The sequence below is a fragment of the Caulobacter sp. Root487D2Y genome (genome assembly GCF_001427165.1).
In the GTDB taxonomy this organism is placed as follows: domain Bacteria; phylum Pseudomonadota; class Alphaproteobacteria; order Caulobacterales; family Caulobacteraceae; genus Caulobacter.
Window position 1 is genome coordinate 623,034 of the sequence record NZ_LMFD01000010.1, and the last position, 18,785, is coordinate 641,818.

18 protein-coding genes are annotated in these 18,785 nt (G+C 68.0%); 8 read left to right on the top strand and 10 right to left on the bottom strand.

Going from position 1 to position 18,785, the window contains the following annotated elements; all coding sequences use genetic code 11:
- The first annotated feature begins 14 nt into the window (after positions 1 to 14).
- Positions 15 to 845 carry a 16S rRNA (adenine(1518)-N(6)/adenine(1519)-N(6))-dimethyltransferase RsmA gene (gene rsmA / locus ASD38_RS12755; protein ID WP_056460428.1) on the top strand — a complete coding sequence of 277 codons (831 nt, stop codon included), beginning with the start codon at positions 15 to 17 and terminating at the stop codon, positions 843 to 845.
- Here the strand turns inward: rsmA and ASD38_RS12760 are convergent.
- The 9 genes from ASD38_RS12760 to ASD38_RS12800 all read right to left on the bottom strand — a co-directional run bounded on the left by ASD38_RS12760 (position 832) and on the right by ASD38_RS12800 (position 11,032).
- A complete protein-coding gene (locus ASD38_RS12760) occupies positions 832 to 4,125 on the bottom strand; it encodes a tetratricopeptide repeat protein (protein WP_056460429.1) in 3,294 nt (1,097 codons plus the stop codon). The two genes, rsmA and ASD38_RS12760, sit on opposite strands and share 14 nt — an antisense overlap.
- A 101-nt stretch (positions 4,126 to 4,226) precedes the next feature.
- A complete protein-coding gene (gene gmk, locus ASD38_RS12765; protein WP_056436719.1) occupies positions 4,227 to 4,871 on the bottom strand; it encodes a guanylate kinase in 645 nt (214 codons plus the stop codon).
- The gene (locus ASD38_RS12770) at positions 4,861 to 5,742 is read right to left on the bottom strand and encodes a YicC/YloC family endoribonuclease (RefSeq protein ID WP_056460432.1); all 882 of its coding nucleotides are present in this window, start codon (positions 5,740 to 5,742) and stop codon (positions 4,861 to 4,863) included. Before ASD38_RS12770 ends, gmk begins: the two co-directional genes overlap by 11 nt.
- Position 5,743: 1 nt before the next feature.
- Positions 5,744 to 6,868 (bottom strand): endolytic transglycosylase MltG, encoded by a 1,125-nt coding sequence (gene mltG / locus ASD38_RS12775; protein ID WP_056460434.1) that lies wholly within the window; start codon positions 6,866 to 6,868, stop codon positions 5,744 to 5,746.
- Positions 6,865 to 8,145, bottom strand: coding sequence for a beta-ketoacyl-ACP synthase II (gene fabF, locus ASD38_RS12780; protein ID WP_056436709.1), 1,281 nt, complete (start codon positions 8,143 to 8,145; stop codon positions 6,865 to 6,867). Before fabF ends, mltG begins: the two co-directional genes overlap by 4 nt.
- A gap of 184 nt (positions 8,146 to 8,329) precedes the next feature.
- Positions 8,330 to 8,569 carry an acyl carrier protein gene (locus ASD38_RS12785; RefSeq protein ID WP_007672577.1) on the bottom strand — a complete coding sequence of 80 codons (240 nt, stop codon included), beginning with the start codon at positions 8,567 to 8,569 and terminating at the stop codon, positions 8,330 to 8,332.
- Between the two features lie 188 nt (positions 8,570 to 8,757).
- Positions 8,758 to 9,498: a 3-oxoacyl-[acyl-carrier-protein] reductase gene (fabG, locus tag ASD38_RS12790; protein WP_056460437.1), complete on the bottom strand. Its 741-nt coding sequence runs from the start codon at positions 9,496 to 9,498 to the stop codon at positions 8,758 to 8,760.
- A 31-nt stretch (positions 9,499 to 9,529) separates the two neighbouring features.
- Complete coding sequence (fabD, locus tag ASD38_RS12795; protein WP_056460439.1) at positions 9,530 to 10,474, bottom strand: ACP S-malonyltransferase; 945 nt, start codon at positions 10,472 to 10,474, stop codon at positions 9,530 to 9,532.
- Between the two features lie 78 nt (positions 10,475 to 10,552).
- Positions 10,553 to 11,032 carry a group II truncated hemoglobin gene (locus ASD38_RS12800; protein WP_056436700.1) on the bottom strand — a complete coding sequence of 160 codons (480 nt, stop codon included), beginning with the start codon at positions 11,030 to 11,032 and terminating at the stop codon, positions 10,553 to 10,555.
- Positions 11,033 to 11,154: 122 nt separating this feature from the next.
- Here ASD38_RS12800 and ASD38_RS12805 point away from each other — a divergent pair, with 122 nt between their 5' ends.
- The 3 genes from ASD38_RS12805 to ASD38_RS12815 all read left to right on the top strand — a co-directional run bounded on the left by ASD38_RS12805 (position 11,155) and on the right by ASD38_RS12815 (position 13,766).
- On the top strand, positions 11,155 to 11,697 hold the full coding sequence (locus tag ASD38_RS12805) for a peroxiredoxin (RefSeq protein WP_056460440.1): 543 nt from the start codon (positions 11,155 to 11,157) through the stop codon (positions 11,695 to 11,697).
- A gap of 81 nt (positions 11,698 to 11,778) precedes the next feature.
- Entirely contained in the window at positions 11,779 to 12,891 is a 1,113-nt protein-coding gene (locus tag ASD38_RS12810) for a helix-turn-helix domain-containing protein (protein ID WP_056460441.1), read from the top strand.
- A 71-nt stretch (positions 12,892 to 12,962) separates the two neighbouring features.
- Positions 12,963 to 13,766 carry a sterol desaturase family protein gene (locus ASD38_RS12815; RefSeq protein WP_056460445.1) on the top strand — a complete coding sequence of 268 codons (804 nt, stop codon included), beginning with the start codon at positions 12,963 to 12,965 and terminating at the stop codon, positions 13,764 to 13,766.
- 3 nt (positions 13,767 to 13,769) lie between these two features.
- Here ASD38_RS12815 and ASD38_RS12820 read toward each other — a convergent pair whose 3' ends face one another.
- Positions 13,770 to 14,426, bottom strand: a complete 657-nt coding sequence (locus tag ASD38_RS12820) for a hypothetical protein (protein ID WP_056460448.1) — start codon at positions 14,424 to 14,426, stop codon at positions 13,770 to 13,772.
- Between the two features lie 321 nt (positions 14,427 to 14,747).
- On the opposite strand from ASD38_RS12820, the gene rpsF reads away from it, so the two are divergent.
- The 4 genes from rpsF (at position 14,748) to ASD38_RS12840 (ending at position 18,625) form a co-directional block, all read left to right on the top strand.
- On the top strand, positions 14,748 to 15,128 hold the full coding sequence (rpsF, locus tag ASD38_RS12825; protein WP_028038546.1) for a 30S ribosomal protein S6: 381 nt from the start codon (positions 14,748 to 14,750) through the stop codon (positions 15,126 to 15,128).
- A gap of 15 nt (positions 15,129 to 15,143) precedes the next feature.
- Positions 15,144 to 15,419 (top strand): 30S ribosomal protein S18, encoded by a 276-nt coding sequence (gene rpsR, locus ASD38_RS12830; RefSeq protein ID WP_056436686.1) that lies wholly within the window; start codon positions 15,144 to 15,146, stop codon positions 15,417 to 15,419.
- 13 nt (positions 15,420 to 15,432) lie between these two features.
- A complete protein-coding gene (gene rplI, locus ASD38_RS12835; protein ID WP_056436683.1) occupies positions 15,433 to 16,017 on the top strand; it encodes a 50S ribosomal protein L9 in 585 nt (194 codons plus the stop codon).
- Between the two features lie 199 nt (positions 16,018 to 16,216).
- Positions 16,217 to 18,625 carry a TonB-dependent receptor plug domain-containing protein gene (locus ASD38_RS12840; RefSeq protein ID WP_056436680.1) on the top strand — a complete coding sequence of 803 codons (2,409 nt, stop codon included), beginning with the start codon at positions 16,217 to 16,219 and terminating at the stop codon, positions 18,623 to 18,625.
- Positions 18,626 to 18,785: the final 160 nt, after the last annotated feature.

Below are 18,785 nucleotides of genomic sequence, written 5' to 3' on the forward strand. Positions count from 1 at the left end.
CAGAGCATCTCGACATGACTTCGCCCACCCTCGCCGACCTGCCGCCGCTCCGCGAGGTTCTCGCCGAGCATGACCTGCTGGCCAACAAGAGCTTCGGTCAGCACTTCCTGCTGGACCTGAACATCACCCGCAAGATCGCCCGTCTGTCCGAGGTTGGCGAAGGCGACGTGGTGATCGAGGTCGGTCCCGGCCCCGGCGGCCTGACCCGGGCCCTGCTGGAGACCGGCGCGCGGGTGGTGGCGGTGGAGATGGACAAGCGGTTCATCCCGCTGCTCGAGGACCTGGCCGCCGCCGCCGAAGGCCGGCTGACCATCGTCCAGGGCGACGCCCTGAAGGTCGACATGGCCGCCATCGCCGGCGGTCCGGCCCACATGGTCTCCAACCTGCCCTACAACGTCGGCACGCCGCTGCTGATCAACTGGCTGACCGGCCCGTTCCGGCCGCTGTCGATGACCCTGATGTTCCAGAAGGAGGTCGCCGACCGCATCGCCGCCGATGTCGACGACGATGCTTATGGCCGCCTGGCCGTGGTCTCCCAGACGGTCTGCGCCGCCAAGGTGGTCATGGACCTGCCGGCCCGGGCCTTCACCCCGCCGCCCAAGGTGGCCTCGGCCGTGGTGCGCCTGGTCCCGCTGGAGCCCGCGCCCGACAAGGCGATGGTCGCGGCCCTGGAAAAGGTCACCGCCGCCGCCTTCGGCCAGCGCCGCAAGATGCTGCGCTCCAGCCTCAAGGGCCTCGGCGGCGGCGCGCTGTGCGAGAAGGCCGGGATCAATCCGGACGCGCGGGCCGAGACGATCCCCGTCGAAGGTTTTCAGGCCTTGGCGCGGTCGGTCATGGCCGGCTGACCCCTCCCGCGGGCGCGGCCAGGCCATAGTCGGCGAACTGCTGGTCCAGCTTGGGATCGACGGCGCGGGCCTCGGCCAGATCGGCGGCTCCCTCCACCGCCATGCCCTTGCGCAGGCGCGTCAGCGCTCGACCATACAAGGACGCGCCCTGGCCGGGTCGCAGCTTAAGCGCTTCGTCATAGGCCTGGAGCGCCTCGTCGAGCCGCCCCAGCCGCAGCAGCACGAAGGCGCGGCTGTCGATAAAGGCGCCCTCGTGCGGCTTCAGACGCAGCGCCGCATCGCAATCGCCCAGCGCCGCGTCCAGGGCCAGGTTCAAGGTGGCCTGGGTCCAGCAGAGGTTGTTGAACAGTTCGCCGTTGCCGACCGCGGCCACGCGAACCGCCGCGAAATCCTTCAGCGCCGCGTCGGTCCGGCCGGCCTTGGCGTAGGCGGTCGCCCGCTCCAGCAACATCGGGGGCTTGTCCTTGGTCTTGCGCAACAGCTTGCCGAGTTCGGCGATCGCCTCGTCGTGCCGGCCCATCTGGGTCATCAACCGAGCATGCATCACGCCGGCCCCGACATTGTCCGGCTCCAGCTTGAGCGCGGCCAGGATGTCGGACAGGCGGCCAGCCTGATCGTTGGGATCGCGCGAGCCCGCGTGGGCCAGATGGATCCAGGCTTCGGGCTTGAGCGCCAGCGCCGCCGCATAGGCTTTTTCGGCCTCGGCGGGACGACCGTTCCGGGCCAGCAGGCCGGCCCGGAAGACCTGGGCGCTGGTGTTGTCCGGATTGGCGGCCGCGGCCGCATCACCCTCGGCGATCGCCAGGTCCGGCTTGTTCCGCGCTTGGAAGATCTCGGCGCGCAGGGCATGGGCGTTCAGGTTGTTTGGGGAGATTTTCAGGATCTCGGCGGTGTCGGCCAGGGCCAGATCGTCGTGACCCAGCACCCGATGGCCGCGAGCGCGATGCAGCAAGGCGAAGGTCCCGCCCGAGTGCAGGTCGATCGTCCGCCCGTAGGCAACGACGGCCTCGGCATAGTCACCGCGCCGTTCCGCGAGTATCCCCCGCCCCTGCACCGCCACCCAGCTTCGGGGATCCAGTCGCAGCGCCGAATCGAAATCCGCCGTCGCCGCTTCGACCTCGTCCTTCCAGGCGTGGGCGACCCCGCGGTCGGCGTAGGCGAGCACGTTGTTCGGATCGAGGGCCAGGGCGCTGCTGAAGTCAGCGATCGCCCGGTCGTATTCGCGCTGGTCGAGCAACCGGGAGCCCCGGTCGACGAACGCGTCAGCCGTGGTCGGCTCGTGCGTCAGCAGCAGCTCCGTTTCCTTCTGGGTGGGAAGATAGCCCGCGGGCGCGCGCACATAGACCTGCACGGCCTTGAGCGCCGCCAAGCCGTCGGACACCGCCTTGGCCTCACTGGCGGGGAACTCCGGCCCCACGGACCGCGTATCGGCGGTCATCGTCAGTACGCCCTTGTCGATCTTGGTGCGGCGCTCGAATTTCACGCCGCCGACCGTGCGGTCCTCGTCCGCGCCGTCGATGACAAATCCCGCGCCGCCGTTGGGCAAGACGATCTCTTCCCGAGCCCGGGTGAAGATCGGATGCGCCACCGCGAACGGCGCGTCGGCATACGGGCCCGGCTCGCGCTTGTAGTCGACTTTCCAACCCAGTGACGCGCCGTCCAGCTCATAGCGCCGGCCGCCCTTGTCGCTGTCGTACCAGCCCATCTTCGCCTCGCCTTCCAGGATCAGGCGCTCGGTGCGGGTCTTGGGATCGTAGGTGGCGGATACCGATTTCGGGACGATGAAGTCGTATTGCTGAGACCAGTATTCGCGCATGCCTCGGTCCTGTTCCGCAGCGGGCAGACCGGCCATGGAGGCGTTCAGCTGATAGGCGGCGTCACCGCGGAAAACGATCTCGGCCCGGGCCGGCGCGGGCGCGTCGAGCCCACCGGAGGCGTCCAGCTTCAGGCTGGAATCCCCCTCGGGTTCGGTCAGCGGCGTCGGCGTCAGCCGTTCCAGCTGACCCCCAGAAAGCCGCACCGGCAGAGCCCAGTGATAGTCAGGGACCTTGAGGTCCTCGAGCGCGCCGTCGCCCATCCGCGTGCCGTCCAACCAGTAGACCTTGCCGTCGATCACGGCGCGCGCGATCACGTGGTCGAACGAGGCCAGGCCCGGCAGGCGGGTTTCGAGGCCGTCGCCCTCGCCGACGCTGACCAGGGCCGGCTCGGCCTGGACGCCCAGTTCGCCCAGCAAGGCCAGCAACAGCGCGGTCTTCCCCTTGCAGTCGCCGAACCGCCGGATCCAGGTGACGTCCGCGTCGGCCGGCGTCAGGGCGCCCTGGTTCATGCCCAGATAGACGTAACGGACCTGGTTCTGGGTCAGGGCCAGGGCAGCCGCCGCTTGCACGCGCGGATCGTTGGAAGCGGCGCGGATCTTGGCGACTTCGGCCTTCAGCGGCGAACCGGCCTGCAAGACCGACGCCTTGGCGAACAGGGGCGACAAAAGAGCCGAAGCCTCTTCCCAGCTGACGAAGTCGCTGAACTCCAGTTCCCGACCTCGCTTGAACCGGTCTGGCGCGTCGGCCGGAATCCGTTCGGCCCTCACGTCGCGCAGGTCCATGGTCAGTTCGGTCGTGTCGCCCAGGCGCTTGGACTTCAGCGAGGCGGAGTCCCGCGACGCGCGCCAGGCGACCGGCCTGGGCTTGGTCCAGATCGCCCGGACCTGGATGCGCTGGGCGTCGAAGCTCGACAGGCCCGACAGCACCTCCTGGGCATGACCCTTCAGCACCGGATCACGATGGGTCACGGTAAAGGCCATGTCGATCACGTCGCCCACCTGCAGGCCCTCCGGCTGCAGGGTGGCGGTCAGGACGCCGTCGAGCATGGCGAACTCGAGATTGTTCTCGCGCCGCAGCACCGTGAAGGCCTGACGGGCCAGGACGTCGATGACCTGGCCGCCGCGCAGGATGTGCACCTTGTGGACCACCAGGGTGTCCACACCCGGACGCCAGCTCAATGACAAGATTCCAGCCGCGCTCAGGCCCTGGACCGTCTGGATCCGCATGACGCTCTCACCGTACGAGGCATCGCCGTCGGGCCCGAAGTTCAGTTGGCGATCCAGGACGACGATCTTGATCGGCGCGCCGTCGGCGGCGTCCTGCGGCGTATTGGGGATTTCGACCGGCTTGACCCAGGCCGGAACGGGCGCGATGGCGGGGCCGTCCTCGGCCCGAGCGCTGGAGACGCACCCTGTGGACGCGCCGAGACCGAACGCCAGCGCGACAACGACAACTCTAGACATAACGCCCCCCGAAACACGAGGCACGATAGCCACTGGTCAAGCTTCAAGCACGCCCAAAGTACGGACCTGGGCCAATTGCGACCGCCCGAACGGGCAAAGCCTCAAATCTCTTCCTTCAGCAGATCCGCCACCAGATTGCCGATCCACGGGTTGCGCGAGCGCTTCTGGCGTTCGGCGTGGTAGATGTGGGCCAGGTCCGAATAGGCCTTGTCGAAGTCGTCGTTGAGGATGACGTAGTCGAACTGCTCCCAGGCGGCGACCTCGTCCTTGGCGCGGGCCAGGCGGCGGTGGATGACCTCTTCGCTGTCCTGGCTGCGGGCGTGCAGGCGGCGGCTCATCTCGGCCAGGGACGGCGGCAGGATATAGACCAGGACGCTGTCCTGCCCGGCCTGCTTGTGGACCTTCATCGCACCCTGGAAGTCGATGTCGAACAGCACGCTCTCGCCGCGGTCCAGCGCCTCCATGATCGGCCCGCGCGGGCTGCCATAGTGGTTGCCGTAGACCTCGGCCCATTCCAGGAACGCGTCGTCCTGGATCATCACCTGGAACTTGTCGTGGCTGACGAAATGGTAGTCGCGGCCGTCGTGCTCGCCCGGACGCGGCTCGCGGGTGGTGGCGCTGATCGACAGGTGCAGGTCGTTGTGGTCGGCCACCAGGCGGCGGGTCAGCGAGGTCTTGCCCACGCCCGACGGCGCCACGACCATCAGCAGCAGGCCGCGCGTGCGTCCATGCGGATTATTCGACATTCTGAACCTGTTCCCGGAATTGCTCGATCGTGGCCTTCAGATCCAGGCCGTGCGCGGTCAGCGCCGACAGCGCCGACTTGCTGCAGAGGGTGTTGGCCTCGCGCATGAACTCCTGGGACAGGAAGTCCAGGCGACGGCCCGCGGCCGCGTCGGCGGCCAGCAGGGCGCGCGCCGCGACCACGTGGCTGGCCAATCGGTCCAGTTCCTCGCGGACATCGGCCTTCACGGCCATGGCGGCGGCTTCCTGGACGATGCGCTCCTCCGAGGCGGCCTCGCCGATCAGCTCGGCCAGCTTGCGGGCGTAGCGGTCCTTGAGCACGGCCGGCTGGCCGGCGGCTTCCTGCGACGCCAGGACGGTCAGGGCCTCGATCCGGTCGACCGCGCCGGCCAGGATGGGGGCCAGGGCGGCGCCCTCCTCCAGCCGCGCGACCTTCAGCCCGTCCAGGGCCTGGCCGATCGTGGCGGCCATGACGGCCTCGACCTCGGCGCGATCCTCGGCGGCTTCGTCCTCCTCGCGGGCTTCGATCACGCCGCGAAGGGCCAGCAGGCCGTCCAGGGACGGCTTGGCGACCATGCCGGTGGCGACATAGGGCGCGCCGGCCTTCAGGTAGCGCTCGATCATCTCGACATTGATCTGGACGGCCGCCTGGGCCTCGATCCGCTTGGCCTGCAGGTTGACGGTCAGTTGGCCGCGCTGGAAGCGGGCCTGGGCCCCGTCGCGGGCCGCGCGGTCCAGGCTCTCGAAGCCCGGCGGGCCGCGAAAGCGGGTCTCCAGATTGCGGCCGTTGACGCTGCGCGCCTCCACCGCCCACGACCAGGCCCCGTGCGAGCCCTCGACGCGGGCGAAGCCGGTCATGCCTGACAGCGCCATATCAGCCTCCGGCGAGCGGGATCTTGGACGTCACGGGACCCGCCGTCTTCGCGCGTTCGACCTGCCGCCACTTGGCGACATTGCGCTCGTGTTCCTCGTAGGTCGAGGCGAAGACGTGCCCGCCCGTGCCGTCGGCGACGAAATAGAGGTCGTCGCTCTTCATCGGATTGAGCACGGCCTCTAGGGCGGCCTTGCCCGGATTGGCGATCGGGGTCGGGGGCAGGCCGTCGATCAGATAGGTGTTGTAGGGCGTCTGGCGCTGCAGTTCCGACAGCAGGATGCCCCGGCCCAGCGGCCGTCCGCGGGTCAGGCCGTAGATGATCGTCGGATCGCTGCCCAGGCGGACGCCCTGGCGCAGGCGGTTGATGAACACCGCCGCCACGTGCGGGCGCTCGCGGGCCAGGCTGGTTTCCTTCTCGACGATCGAGGCCAGGGTCACGGCCTGATCCTTGGTCTCGAAAGGCAGGCCCGGCTGGCGTTCGGCCCACAGCCGGTCGAGCAGTTCGTCGCGGTCGTCCATCATCCGCTGCAGCACCGCCGAGCGGTCCTCGCCGCGTTGGACCTGGTAGGTCTCGGGCAGCACCGAACCCTCTGGCGGGGTGGCCACGGTGCCGGTCAGCTCCGGGGCCCGCATCAGGATGTCGACGACCATGTCCGAGGTCAGGCCCTCGGCGATGGTCACATGGTGCCGGACGATCTTGCCGTCGCGGATCTTGGTCAGCACCTGGCGCAGCGAGGCGCGGGAAGGGAACTCGTATTCGCCGGCCTTCAGCTTGCGTGCCGCGCCGGTGGTCTGGGCGGCGGTCAGGAACAGCGAGGACGAGCGGATCACCCCCGCCTGCTCCAGGGCCCCGGCGATCTCGGGCAGGCTGGCGCCGCGCCGCAGGACGACGGTGGTGACCTCGCCCGAACGCGCGGTCGGTCCCGGGCCCTGATAGACCCACATCGCGCCCAGCACGACCACCATGGCCGTCAGGCCCAGCATGGTCAGCAGGCCCGCGCCCATGGCCGCGATGCGGCGGCCGACCGGCGCGGATTCGCGGCGGCGCGGGCTGGCCTTGCGGGAAGCCCCCGTCTTGGGCGTCGGGCGCGGCGCGCGGCGCTGAGGCGGGGCTTTGCGGCTCACGGGACTTTGCGGAACACGACCGAGGCGTTGGTGCCGCCGAAGCCGAAGCTGTTGGACACCGCCACGTCGATCTTGTGCGGCACGGCCTTGTTCGGCGCCAGGTTCATGGCGACGTGCACGTCCGGATTGTCCAGGTTGATGGTCGGCGGCGCGATCTGGTCGCGGATCGCCAGGACCGAGAAGATCGCCTCGATCGCGCCGGCCGCGCCCAGCAAGTGGCCGGTCATCGACTTGGTCGAGGACATCACCACGTTCTTGGCGTGATCGCCCAGGAAGCGCTCGACGGCCCCGGCCTCGATGCCGTCGGCCATGGTCGAGGTGCCGTGGGCGTTGACATAGTCGATGTCCGAGGGTTTCAGCCCCGCGTCCTTCACGGCCGCCGACAGGGCCCGGAAGCCGCCGTCGCCGTCTTCCGCCGGGGCGGTGATGTGATAGGCGTCGCCCGACAGGCCGTAGCCGATCACCTCGGCATAGATCTTGGCCCCGCGCGCCTTGGCGTGCTCGTACTCTTCCAGGACGACGACGCCGGCGCCCTCGCCCATCACGAAGCCGTCGCGGTCCTTGTCATAGGGGCGCGAGGCCTTCTCCGGAGTGTCGTTGAAGGCGGTGGCCACGGCGCGGCAGGCGATGAAGCCGGCCATGCCGACCTTGCAGACGGCCGCTTCGGCGCCGCCGGCGATCATCACGTCGGCGTCGCCGTACTTGATCAGCCGCGTGGCGTCGCCGATGGCGTGGGCGCCGGTGGCGCAGGCCGTCACCACGGCGTGGTTGGGGCCCTTGAAGCCATAGCGGATCGAGACCTGGCCCGAGATCAGATTGATCAGCGCCGAGGAGATGAAGAACGGGCTGATGCGGCGCGGGCCCTTGGCCTCGAGCTCCAGGGCGGTGTCGGCGATCGTCGACAGGCCGCCGATGCCCGAGCCGAGAATCACCCCGGTCCGATACCGGTCTTCCTCGGTTTCCGGGACCCAGCCCGAATCCTTCACCGCTTCGTCCGCGGCGGCGACGCCGTACAGGATGAAGTCGTCGACGCGCTTCTGGTCGCGCGGGCTCATGGTCAGGTCGGGATTGAACGATCCCTCGACATCGGGACCGCCGCCGCCGCGTCCGTCGACCCGCGGCACCTCGCAGGCCACCTGACAGCCGTATTCCGTCGGATCGAAGGCCGAGATCCTGTTGGCGCCGGACTTGCCGGCCAGGATGTTCTTCCAGGTGACATCGACGCCCTGACCCAGGGGGGTCAGAAGGCCAAGCCCGGTGACGACGACTCTACGCATGGATCACTCCCAACCTTCGCATCGCGGACATATGGGGACGCTGACGAATCCGACACGGCCCCGAATCCCCATTTGGACCCGCGAATCTCGGCCACATACGAAAGCCGCCGCGCGCACGATGGCAAGAGCCCGTGCGACGCGGCGGTTGATAGTCCTGTTCGCAGAAATACGCGAACCCGACGCCTTAGGCGCCGGTCTTTTCCGTGATGAACTTCACGGCGTCACCGACGGTCTGGATGTGCTCGGCGGCGTCATCCGGAATTTCGATGTCGAATTCTTCTTCGAACGCCATGACCAGCTCGACGTTGTCGAGGCTGTCGGCGCCCAGGTCGTCGATGAAGCTGGCCTTTTCGGTGACCTTTTCCGGATCGGCGTCCAGGTGCTCGATGACGATCTTACGCACGCGCTCGAGAATGTCGGACATTCTGTTAGTCCCTCGTTTTGAATCTTGCAGTTCCGTGGATGGCTTTGGCGAACCTTCACCAGCCACGGGAATTGTCGGGCCACCGCCTATCACGTTCTTTTTCGAGTGACTAGCGGCACGTCCGGTTAGAAATGTGGGCTTTCGTCTTTCCAAGCAGAACGCGACGAGCCCGGGATAAAGACGATACGTCAGATCATGGCCATGCCGCCGTTGACGTGCAAGGTCTGACCCGTGACGTAACCGCCCTGGTCACTGGCCAGGTAAACGCAGGCCGCGGCGATATCGCTCCCCTCCCCCAGGCGGCCGGCCGGAATGGTCGCCAGGATGCCGGCCTTCTGCTGGTCGGTCAGGGCGTCGGTCATCGGGCTGGCGATGAAGCCGGGGGCGACGCAGTTCACCGTCACGTTGCGGCTGGCCAGTTCCTGGGCCAGAGCCTTGGAGAAGCCGATCATGCCGGCCTTGGAGGCGGCGTAGTTGGTCTGGCCCGCATTGCCGGTGACGCCGACGATCGAGGTGATGCCGATGATCCGGCCCGAACGGCGCTTCATCATGCCCTTGGCGGCGGCGCGCGACAGGCGGAAGTAGCCTTCCAGGTTCACCTTGATCACGGTCTCCCAGTCCTCGTCCTTCATGCGGACGATCAGGCCGTCGCGGGTGATGCCGGCGTTGGCGATCACGATGTCCAGCGGCGCGCCGGCGGCTTCCTCGGCCTTGGCGACCAGGCCGTCGACCTGTTCGGCGTCCGAGAGATTGGCCGCCACGAACGAGACGCGCTCGCCGAACTGGGCCGCCAGCTCGGCCAGGGCCGATTCGCGGGTGCCCGAGAGCACGACATGGGCGCCTTGCCCGTGCAGGGCCTTGGCGATGGCCCCGCCGATGCCGCCCGTGGCGCCGGTGACGAGGGCGGTCTTGCCGGTGAGATCGAACATTTTGGGTTTCCTCCCCAAGGAAAGAATGGGGTTAGAGGGATTTCGCGAAGGCTTCGAGGTCGGCCGGGCTGTTCAGCGGAACGGCTTCGGCGTCCGGAGCGATCCGCTTGGCCATGCCCGACAGCACCTTGCCTGCGCCCGCCTCGGCGAAGCGGGTGACGCCGCCCTCGCCCGCCAGCCAGGTCATGCTCTCGCGCCAGCGGACGCGGCCGGTGACCTGCTCGACCAGCAGCTTGCGGATGACGTCCGGATCGTGGACCGGCGCGGCGGTGACGTTGGCCACCAGCGGCGCGCGCGGGGCGATGATCGTGGTCTTCGACAGCGCTTCGGCCATCTCGTCGGCCGCCGGCTGCATCAGCGGGCAGTGGAAAGGGGCCGAGACGTTCAGCGGAATGGCCCGCGCGCCCAGCTCCTTGGCCTTCTCGATGGCCTTGTCGACGGCCGCCTTGGCGCCGGAGATCACCACGTTGCCGTTGTTGTTGTCGTTGGCCACGACGCAGACCCCGACTTCCGAGCCTGCAGCGGCGGCCGCTTCGGCCAGGGCCAGGTCGGTCTTGGGGCCGATCAGCGAGGCCATGGCGCCCTCGCCCACCGGCACGGCGCGCTGCATGGCCTGGCCGCGCAGCTTCAGCAGGCGGGCGGTGTCGGCCAGGGTGATCGCGCCGGCGGCGGCCAGGGCGCTGTATTCGCCCAGGCTGTGGCCGGCCACGAAGGCGGCCTTGTCGATTCCGACGCCGAATTCCTTCTCCAGCACCCGGCTCACGGCCAGGCTGACGGCCATCAGGGCTGGCTGGGCGTTCTCGGTCAAGGTGAGGTCGCCCTCGGGGCCCTCGATCATCAGCTTGAACAGCTTCTGGCCCAGGGCGTCGTCGACCTCCTGGAAGACCTCGCGGGCGGTGGCGAAGGCCTGGGCGAGATCGGCGCCCATGCCGACCGTCTGGCTGCCCTGTCCCGGGAAAATGAAAGCGATGCTCATGGAAGCCCGCGCCTCTTTCTAAAGATTCAGGGGCGGAGGGTTAGGCCATCGAACGCGGGGCGGCAAGTCGGCCCGAATTCAGCCCAGCCAGGGTCCGCCCGGCGGTCCCCAGCCCCAGACCGGCATCGGCGGGTTGTCGGCGGGCGCCTCGACGCCGGGCGCTGAGTTGATCACCGCCAGCCGCGTGCCCCACTCCAGGTAGCCGACGAAGGCGGCGCGGAATTCCGGATCCGCCGGCAGGCCGACCGCGTCGGCGGTGTCCAGCATCAGCGAAACCCAGGCCCGGCGCTGCTCTTCGGTCAGATGGCGGCCCAGGTGATGGCCGATCATCGCGGCGTGTCCGCCGCCGGCCTCGCTGTAGGCCTTGGGACCGCCGAACACCTCGGTGACGAAGGCGGCCACGTGCTCGGCGTGGCGCGGGTTCATGCCGGCGAACACCGGGGCCAGCACCGGATCGTCGGGCACGGCGGCGTAGAAGGCCTCGAACAGCGCCCGGAACCGGTCGGGCCCGCCCGCCCAGGCCGCCAGGGTGGGGATTTCCGTCTCGCCGAGCGCCATGTCCGCCTCCCGTTTACGCCTTTCGTCTTAGGGGCGCAGGTTGGCGTTTGGAAGGCGAAGGAATGGCGTTATTGAAAATATGCGCAGTCGGTTGCGCCCTCGCCTTCCGTTGGAGCCTACGCATGCAACGCCTGCTTACCGGTCTCGCTCTCTGCGGCGCCCTCCTGGCCGCCTCGCCCGCCCTGGCCGCCCTCAAGGTCGGCGACAAGGCCCCCGACTTCACCGCCCCCGCCGCCCTGGCCGGCAACGACTTCTCCTTCACCCTGTCCCAGGCGCTGAAGAAGGGTCCTGTGGTGCTGTACTTCTTCCCGGCCGCCTACACCTCGGGCTGCACGGCCGAGGCCCACGAATTCGCCGAGGCCACGCCCGAGTTCGAGAAGCTGGGCGCGACGGTGATCGGCGTCACCGCCGGCAATGTCGACCGCATCAAGGACTTCTCCAAGGAACACTGCCGCGACAAGTTCGCGGTCGCCGCCGCCAATCCGGCCCTGATCAAGACCTACGACGTCGTGCTGCCGATGAAGGACACCCTGTCCAACCGCACGTCCTATGTCATCGCCCCCAGCGGCAAGATCCTGCTGGCCTACAGCGACCTGAACTTCCAGGGCCACGTCACCAACACCATGGACGCGGTGAAGGCCTACAAGGCCGGCAAGCTGAAATAATTCCGGTTTCGACCAGCCTCTTGCGAAATCGGCGCGCGCGGGTCGGATCGGTCCGCGCGTGTTTCGTCTAGAGTGTCGGCCATGGGCGACACGATCCTCTTCGAAACCCTGGCCCGCGGCGTCGCCATCGGCGGTTTCGCGGTCACCGGACTGGGCCTGGTCCTGGATCGGCGCACGACTCCTGCGCGCTGGGTCGGCGGGCTGTTCTTCCTCGGCGCCATGGCCCATGTGATCGAGGGCTACAGGCCGGGCGGCGTGGCCGTGGCCTCCCCGATCGTCTGCGCGCTGTCGGTGGCTACCACCGGTCTGTTCTGGGCCCTGGCCTACGCCCTGTTTGCCGACGAGCGACGCTTCTCGCCGCATCGTCTGTGGCCGGCCGTTGGGCTGGTGGCGCTGTGGTTCCTGGCCCGGTCCATGCCGCCGACGATCTGCAAGCCGTTCTGGCTGGTCTTCAACCTGGCCTCGGCCGGACTGGTGCTGCACGCCCTGCTGGTGATCTGGCGCGGCTGGCGCGACGACCTTGTGGCTCAGCGTCGCCGCATACGGGGGCCGGTGATGATCGCCGCCGCCGGCTACATCCTGTTGCTCAGCATTCGGGACATGGCCTGGATCGGCGGCCTGCCGGGGCTGCCCGCCGCCGGCCTGCTGCAATCGCTGACCCTGGCCGCCCTGTCCGTGGCCGCCTCCGTCGCCCTGCTGCGCGCCGAACCGCTTCTGGTGGTGGCGTCCAAGGCCGGCGAAGCGGCGACGCCGTCGCCCGCGCCTCTGATGGACCTGACCCCCGCCGACCGCCTGGTTCTGGCCCGGCTGGAGACCGCCATGGACCAGGACGAAGTCTGGCGCGGCGAGGACCTGTCGATCAGCGCCCTGGCGGCCCTGGTCGGCGCGCCCGAGCACCGCCTGCGCCGGCTGATCAACGGCGTGTTGGGCCACCGCAACTTCGCCGACTACGTCAACGGCCGGCGGATCGAGGCGGCCAAGACCGCCCTCGCCGCCCCCGACCTGGCCCTGAAGTCGATCTCGACCATCGCCTACGACCTGGGCTTCGCCTCGCTGGGCCCGTTCAACCGCGCTTTCCGGGGCGCGACGGGCGTCACCCCGACCGAATGGCGGAGCGCCAATACGCCCGTCCCCACGCGGCTGCGGCTGGTCGAAACCGGCGATCCTTCGCCGAAAGCCGACAAGACCGCCTGATTTCGCGATCGGCGCGACGGGCCCGGACGGCCGCGTCTTCCTCGGGACATCACTCATCCGAGGACCATCCGATGTCGTTCCTTCTCCCCTTCGCCGAACACTGGCTGCAAGGCGTCTTCACCGACGTCAGCCGCTACGTGATCTTCGCGGTCGGCGTCTGGCTGGCGCTGTGGGGCGTGCTGGCGGCCCCGCTGGCCGGTCGCAAAATTCGCGAGGGCCGCCCGCCGGCGCGCCAACTGCTGATCGAGTTCGCCACCTCGATCCGGTCGATCATGATCTTCTCGACGGTCGGCCTGCTGAGCTTCGGCCTGTTCCGCGCCGGCCTGATGCACGGTCCCTACATCGCCCGCGAGTGGGGACCGGCCTGGTTCTGGACCAGCCTGGCGCTGATGATCGTCGGCCACGACGCCTGGTTCTACTGGACCCACCGGCTGATCCACGACCGGAGGCTTTTCGGGGTCTTTCACCGCCGTCATCACCGCTCAAACAGCCCCTCGCCGTTCACCGCCTACAGCTTCGATCTGGGCGAGGCGGCGATCAACGCGCTGTTCGTGCCGTTGTGGATGCTGCTGGTCCCCACCCAGTGGCCGGTCGCGGGGCTGTTCATGCTGCACCAGATCGTCCGCAACACCCTGGGCCACAGCGGCTACGAGCTGTTTCCGGCCACGCGGGACGGCCGCCCGCTGCTGTCCTGGCTGACGACCGTGACCCATCACGACCTGCACCACGCCCAGGCCGGCTGGAACTACGGGCTCTATTTCACCTGGTGGGACCGGATGATGGGCACCGAGAACCCGCGCTATCTGGAGCGGTTCGCCCAGGCCGTGCGGCGTCAGGGACGCGAGGCGGAGATCAAGGCGGTGGAGGCCGCCTGAGGCCTACCAGGTGGCGCGGACCAGCTTGACCATCAGCCGGCCGTCCTGGACCCGCTCGTCGTCGGCGCGCAGGCTGACGGTGAACTCGGCGGGCAGGTCGAACGGCCGGGTCAGGCTGAAATCGACCCCCTCCTGGCCCGTCGTGCCGCCGCCCACGGCGATCGAGGCGACCCGACGGCCGTCTAGGGTCAGTTCGGACCGCACATTGGCCCGCGTCACCGGCATCCGGCCGCGCAGATAGACCGGCTGGACGGCGTTCATGTCCATCGACAGCCGCACATAGTTGGTCTTGGGCAGCAGGCCGAAGCCGAACGAACGGGCCAGGGACGAGCGGATCGCCGCCTCGCGGGCGTTCCATGACGCTCCGACGCCGACCGCCCGGTTGGTGGTGACGTGCTCGTCGGGCTTCTGGTTCAGGTTCAGGTCGAAATTATAGGTCGGGTCGTCGAGGTTCCCGGCCACCTTGGCGGTGAAGGTCGCCTTCTCGGCGTCGCTCGACAGATCCAGCGTCTGGGCGGCCGAATAGCCCTGGAACCGGCCGTCCGCGCCCCACACCGCCAGGTCGGGTTTGCGCACGATGTCGCCCGCCGTCGCCGGCGCGGCGAAGGCGGCGGTCGCGGCCACGGCCGCGATCAGGGACGCAAGTGCTCGAAACCCCATGAACTCCCGATAGCATAAGCCTTTGCGGGTCCAAAGAACCTGGTCGACAAATTTGTATGACAACTGTTTGCCGCCCGGTTTCCGAGCGGTTCGCGACCGCACGGATTTCCGGCGGGCGTCGCGCCGTCGGCGGCCCCTGGCGGTTTCGCAGGGTTTCCTTGCCTTCGCGCGGCCTTTCGGCTATTAGCGCGCCCTCTCACGGATGGCGGTCTTGCACGCAGCCCTTTGGGTCGGGATTTCCCGCTCGGCATGCAGGATCCATCGTGATCGACGGACTTCCGCCGTCGCTCGCGCCGCCTTCCAAGCCGGAAGAAGGAAAACATGGCGTTCTACGAACACGTGGTCATCGCGCGGCAGGATATCTCGCCGCAACAGGCCGAAGCTCTGAATGAGCAACTCAAGGCTCTCCTGGAAGAAAATGGCGGTCACATCGCCAAGATCGAATACTGGGGCCTGCGTAACCTCACCTATCGCATCAAGAAGAACCGCAAGGGCCACTACTCCCTGCTCGCCATCGACGCTCCGGCCGCGGCCGTGAAGGAGATGGAACGTCAGCTGCTGATCAATGAAGACGTGCTGCGCTTCATGACCATCCGCGTCGAAGAGCTGGACCTGGAACTGTCGCCGGTTCTGGCCCGTCGCGATCGCGAACGTGGCGAGCGCACCGAGCGCCCGCGCGACGATTTCGCGCCGGCCGCGTAAGGGAGAAGAGAGATCATGACCGATACCACTGCTCCCGAAGCCGGCGCTCCCGCCGCCGGCGCTGGCGCTCGCCGCCCGTTCTTCCGTCGCCGCAAGGTTTGCCCGTTCTCGGGCGCCAACGCGCCGAAGATCGACTACAAGGACGTGAAGCTGCTGCAGCGTTACGTCTCCGAACGCGGCAAGATCGTGCCGTCGCGCATCACCGCGGTGTCGGCCAAGAAGCAACGCGAACTGGCCAAGGCCATCAAGCGCGCCCGCTTCCTGGCTCTGCTCCCCTACGTCGTGAAGTAAGGGAGACACCACGATGAAAGTCATTCTGCTCGAACGCGTCGAAGGCACCGGCGTTCTTGGCGACGTCGTCACGGTGAAGGACGGCTTCGCCCGTAACTTCCTGCTGCCGCGCCACAAGGCCCTGCGCGCCAACTCGACCAACCTGAAGTCCTTCGAAGCTCAGCGCGCTGAGATCGAAGCCCGCAACGTCAAGAACCGCGAAGCCGCTGGCAAGTCGGGCGAAAGCCTGGACGGCAAGCAGTACGTGATGATCCGTCAAGCCGGCGAAAGCGGCCAGCTGTACGGTTCGGTCGCGGGCCGCGACGTCGCCGACGCCATCAAGGCCGAAGGCGGCAAGGTCGACCGCTCGATGATCGTGCTGGACAAGCCGATCAAGACGCTGGGCGTCCACGAAGTGAAGGTGAAGCTGCACGCTGAAGTGACCGTCACGGTCACCCTCAACATCGCGCGCAGCCAAGACGAAGCCGATCGCCAAGCGCGCGGCGAAAACGTCATCGCCGCTCAGTTCGAGGAAGACCGCGCCGCTGACGCCGAAGCCGCCCAAGACATGGCCGAAGGCGGCGCCGGTTCGTTCGAAGGCGACCACTACGAAGCCTAACGGCCTCGTAGACGCGTAGAAAAAACTGGAAGAACGGCGCGGAGAGATCCGCGCCGTTTTTTTCTGCGCGTTTAACCAGAATTGCTCAGCTTGTGAGCGAATACACGCATCCCCATCCTTTCCTTAGGGGGAGACGGGCTCCTCCGCTTCCGGAACAAAAGGCCCAGAGCCGCCGGGAGCCATGCGAGGGGATTTCGTCATGCATTTTAGAAGCTTCCTGATGGCCGCCGCTTCCGTCGCGGCCGTGGCCGGCGCCGCCCAGGCCCAAGACGTCGCGCCAGCCGATGACACCACAGCGGTCGATCAGGTGGTCGTCACCGGCACCCGGGTCGCCCGCTCGCGGCTCGACACCGTCTCGCCGGTCGACGTCGTCGACAACAAGGCCCTGACCCGGCAGGGCACGCCGGAACTGGCCCAGGCCCTGGCCAACCTGGCGCCGTCGCTCGACTTCCCCCGCCCGGCGGTGACCGACGGCACTGACTCGGTGCGCCCGGCCACCCTGCGCGGCCTGTCGCCCGACCAGACGCTGGTGCTGCTGAACGGCCACCGCGCCCACACCGCCGCCCTGGTCAACATCAACGGCTCGATCGGCCGCGGTTCGGCGCCGTTCGATCTCAACACCATCCCGACCGCCGCCCTGGATCGCGTCGAGATCCTGCGCGAAGGCGCGGCGGCCCAGTACGGGTCGGACGCCATCGCCGGGGTGATCAATCTGCGCCTACGCGAGGCGAGCCACGGCGGCGGCGCTAGCGCCACCTACGGCATCTACGACACCGAGGTGAAGACGACCCGGAATCGCGACGGCCGCACGGCCCACGACGGCCCCACCTACAGCGCCTCGCTGTGGCAAGGCTTCGCCCTGCCCAACGACGGCTTCCTGACACTGACCGGCGAATATTCGTTCCGCAATCCGACGAACCGCGCCGACCTGGACCTCCGCGTCTCGCCCCGGAAGGTGACGGGCGTCTACGGCGACCCGCAGGTCGAGACCAAGACCATCTACGCCAATTTCGGTCTGCCGTTGAACGACGCGTGGAGCCTGTACGGTCTGGCCGGCTACCAGAACCGCAAGGGCGAAAGCTCGGCCTTCCCGCGCCTGGCCGACAACGCGAACAACTATGTCAGCGTCTATCCGACCGGCTACGTGCCGCGGATCACCACCAAGATCGACGACTACAACCTGGCCTTCGGGACCAAGGGCGTGATCGGCGGCTTCAACGTCGACGCCAGCGTCACCCACGGCGAAAACAAGGTCGAATACGGCACGATCAACTCGCTGAACGCCTCGCTGGGCCCGAGCTCGCCAACCCGCTTCAAGGACGGGTCGATGCAGTACGGCCAGACCGTGGCGGCCATCGACGTCAACCGCCCCTTGGAGCTGTTCGGCTTCGCCAAGCCCAGCACGCTGGCCTTCGGGATCGAGTATCGCGACGAGAGCTACAAGATCGAGGCCGGCGAAACCGCGTCGTGGGTCAACGGCGGCAACGGCAAGGGCGCCGGCGCCCAGGGCTTCCCCGGCTTCCGTCCGGCCAACGAGGTCGACGTCAGCCGCAACGCCACCAGCCTCTATGTCGACCTGGACAACCAGATCACCGACAAGCTCGATATCGACCTGGCCGCCCGCTACGAGGACTATTCGGACTTCGGCTCGACCACGACCGGCAAGATCGCGGCCCGCTACGACTTCACCGACAACTTCGCCCTGCGCGGCGCGTTCTCGAGCGGCTTCCGGGCGCCGGCCCTGCAGCAGCAGTACTTCACCACCACCTCGATCAACATCATCGCCGGCGGGGCGGCGGTGGACGTCGGCACCTTCCCGGCCACCAGCGCCACGGCCGCCGCCCTCGGCGCCAAGCCGCTGGAGCCGGAAAAGTCGAAGAACTATTCGCTGGGCGCGGTCTACCACAAGGGTCCGTTCGAACTGACGGTCGACGCCTATCAGATCGACATCGACAACCGCATCGTGCTCTCGGAGAACATCCAGGGCGTGAACGGCGGCACGCCCACCCAGCAGGCGATCTACAACCTGCTGCAGCCGTTCGGCGTGACCACGGCCCGGTTCTTCGTCAACGGCGTGGACACCACCAGCAAGGGTGTCGACGTGGTGGCCCGCTACCGCCTCGACGCCGACGCGGCCGGCCGCTTCGACTTGACCCTGGCGGCCAACTACAACCAAACCGACGTCAACAAGGTGCCGACCACCAGCACCCTGTCAGGCCTGCCCGTGCCCCCGCCCCTGTTCGCCAGGGTCAACATCCTGACCTACGAGCAGGGCACGCCCGACCACAAGCTGGTGGCCGCCGGCGACTGGAGCAACGGCCCGTGGGGCGCGACCCTGCGCGGCACGGCTTATGGCTCGGTGCTGATCCCCAACGCCACCCCGTCGCTGGACTACAAGTCCGGCGCCAAGACCGTCTGGGACGCCGAGGCCCGCTACACCTTCCTCAAGGACGTCACCTGGGCCTTGGGCGTGAACAACCTGTTCGACGAGTACCCCGACCGGGCCCCGGCGCCGGTCAACACGACCGGGGTGGTGGCCTTCCCCAGCTACTCGCCGTTCGGCTTCAACGGGCGCTTCCTCTACACCCGCCTGAGCTACAGCTGGTAAGTCCTTGAACCCTTTGGGCTAAGCGTCATGGGGCGCGGCGAGCGATCGCCGCGCCCCTTCTACGTCCGCTTCTGACGCAGCGTTATCCTAGAGAACATACATAAAACATCCCCGTTCATCTGAAGCCTCACCCGTCGCCCCTAACAACCGTTCGCGTTAA

Bases quoted from the DNA above. Each gene is read 5' to 3' on its own strand.
- rsmA (WP_056460428.1), top strand. From the start codon at position 15: ATGACTTCGCCCACCCTCGCCGACCTGCCGCCGCTCCGCGAGGTTCTC.
- ASD38_RS12760 (WP_056460429.1), bottom strand. From the start codon at position 4,125: ATGTCTAGAGTTGTCGTTGTCGCGCTGGCGTTCGGTCTCGGCGCGTCC.
- gmk (WP_056436719.1), bottom strand. From the start codon at position 4,871: ATGTCGAATAATCCGCATGGACGCACGCGCGGCCTGCTGCTGATGGTC.
- ASD38_RS12770 (WP_056460432.1), bottom strand. From the start codon at position 5,742: ATGGCGCTGTCAGGCATGACCGGCTTCGCCCGCGTCGAGGGCTCGCAC.
- fabF (WP_056436709.1), bottom strand. From the start codon at position 8,145: ATGCGTAGAGTCGTCGTCACCGGGCTTGGCCTTCTGACCCCCCTGGGT.
- ASD38_RS12785 (WP_007672577.1), bottom strand. From the start codon at position 8,569: ATGTCCGACATTCTCGAGCGCGTGCGTAAGATCGTCATCGAGCACCTG.
- fabG (WP_056460437.1), bottom strand. From the start codon at position 9,498: ATGTTCGATCTCACCGGCAAGACCGCCCTCGTCACCGGCGCCACGGGC.
- fabD (WP_056460439.1), bottom strand. From the start codon at position 10,474: ATGAGCATCGCTTTCATTTTCCCGGGACAGGGCAGCCAGACGGTCGGC.
- ASD38_RS12800 (WP_056436700.1), bottom strand. From the start codon at position 11,032: ATGGCGCTCGGCGAGACGGAAATCCCCACCCTGGCGGCCTGGGCGGGC.
- ASD38_RS12805 (WP_056460440.1), top strand. From the start codon at position 11,155: ATGCAACGCCTGCTTACCGGTCTCGCTCTCTGCGGCGCCCTCCTGGCC.
- ASD38_RS12810 (WP_056460441.1), top strand. From the start codon at position 11,779: ATGGGCGACACGATCCTCTTCGAAACCCTGGCCCGCGGCGTCGCCATC.
- ASD38_RS12815 (WP_056460445.1), top strand. From the start codon at position 12,963: ATGTCGTTCCTTCTCCCCTTCGCCGAACACTGGCTGCAAGGCGTCTTC.
- ASD38_RS12820 (WP_056460448.1), bottom strand. From the start codon at position 14,426: ATGGGGTTTCGAGCACTTGCGTCCCTGATCGCGGCCGTGGCCGCGACC.
- rpsF (WP_028038546.1), top strand. From the start codon at position 14,748: ATGGCGTTCTACGAACACGTGGTCATCGCGCGGCAGGATATCTCGCCG.
- rpsR (WP_056436686.1), top strand. From the start codon at position 15,144: ATGACCGATACCACTGCTCCCGAAGCCGGCGCTCCCGCCGCCGGCGCT.
- rplI (WP_056436683.1), top strand. From the start codon at position 15,433: ATGAAAGTCATTCTGCTCGAACGCGTCGAAGGCACCGGCGTTCTTGGC.
- ASD38_RS12840 (WP_056436680.1), top strand. From the start codon at position 16,217: ATGCATTTTAGAAGCTTCCTGATGGCCGCCGCTTCCGTCGCGGCCGTG.